General features: G+C 58.9%; 1 protein-coding gene. It reads left to right on the top strand.

The genetic code is table 11. From position 1 onward, the window contains the following. On the top strand, positions 1-209 hold a 209-nt coding region (locus GQE99_RS20190), incomplete at its 5' end, for a transposase (protein WP_161353770.1). Positions 210-231 lie beyond the last annotated feature (22 nt).

Consider the following 231-nt stretch of genomic DNA (forward strand, 5'->3'; position numbering starts at 1 on the left):
ACAAGGGCATCAAGCCCTGCATCCCTGGCCGGAAGTCCCGAGGCAAGCCCGTCAAATACGACAAGCGCCGTTACAAGCGGCGCAACCGTATCGAGATCATGTTCGGTAAGCTCAAGGACTGGCGCCGCGTCGCGACCCGCTACGACAGGTGCCCGAAGGTCTTTCTGTCCGCCGTCGCACTCGCCGCAACTGTCATCTTCTGGCTTTGAAAATTAACGAGTCTGGAGCCTA

This window comes from Maritimibacter harenae (genome assembly GCF_009882975.1).
In the GTDB taxonomy this organism is placed as follows: domain Bacteria; phylum Pseudomonadota; class Alphaproteobacteria; order Rhodobacterales; family Rhodobacteraceae; genus Maritimibacter; species Maritimibacter harenae.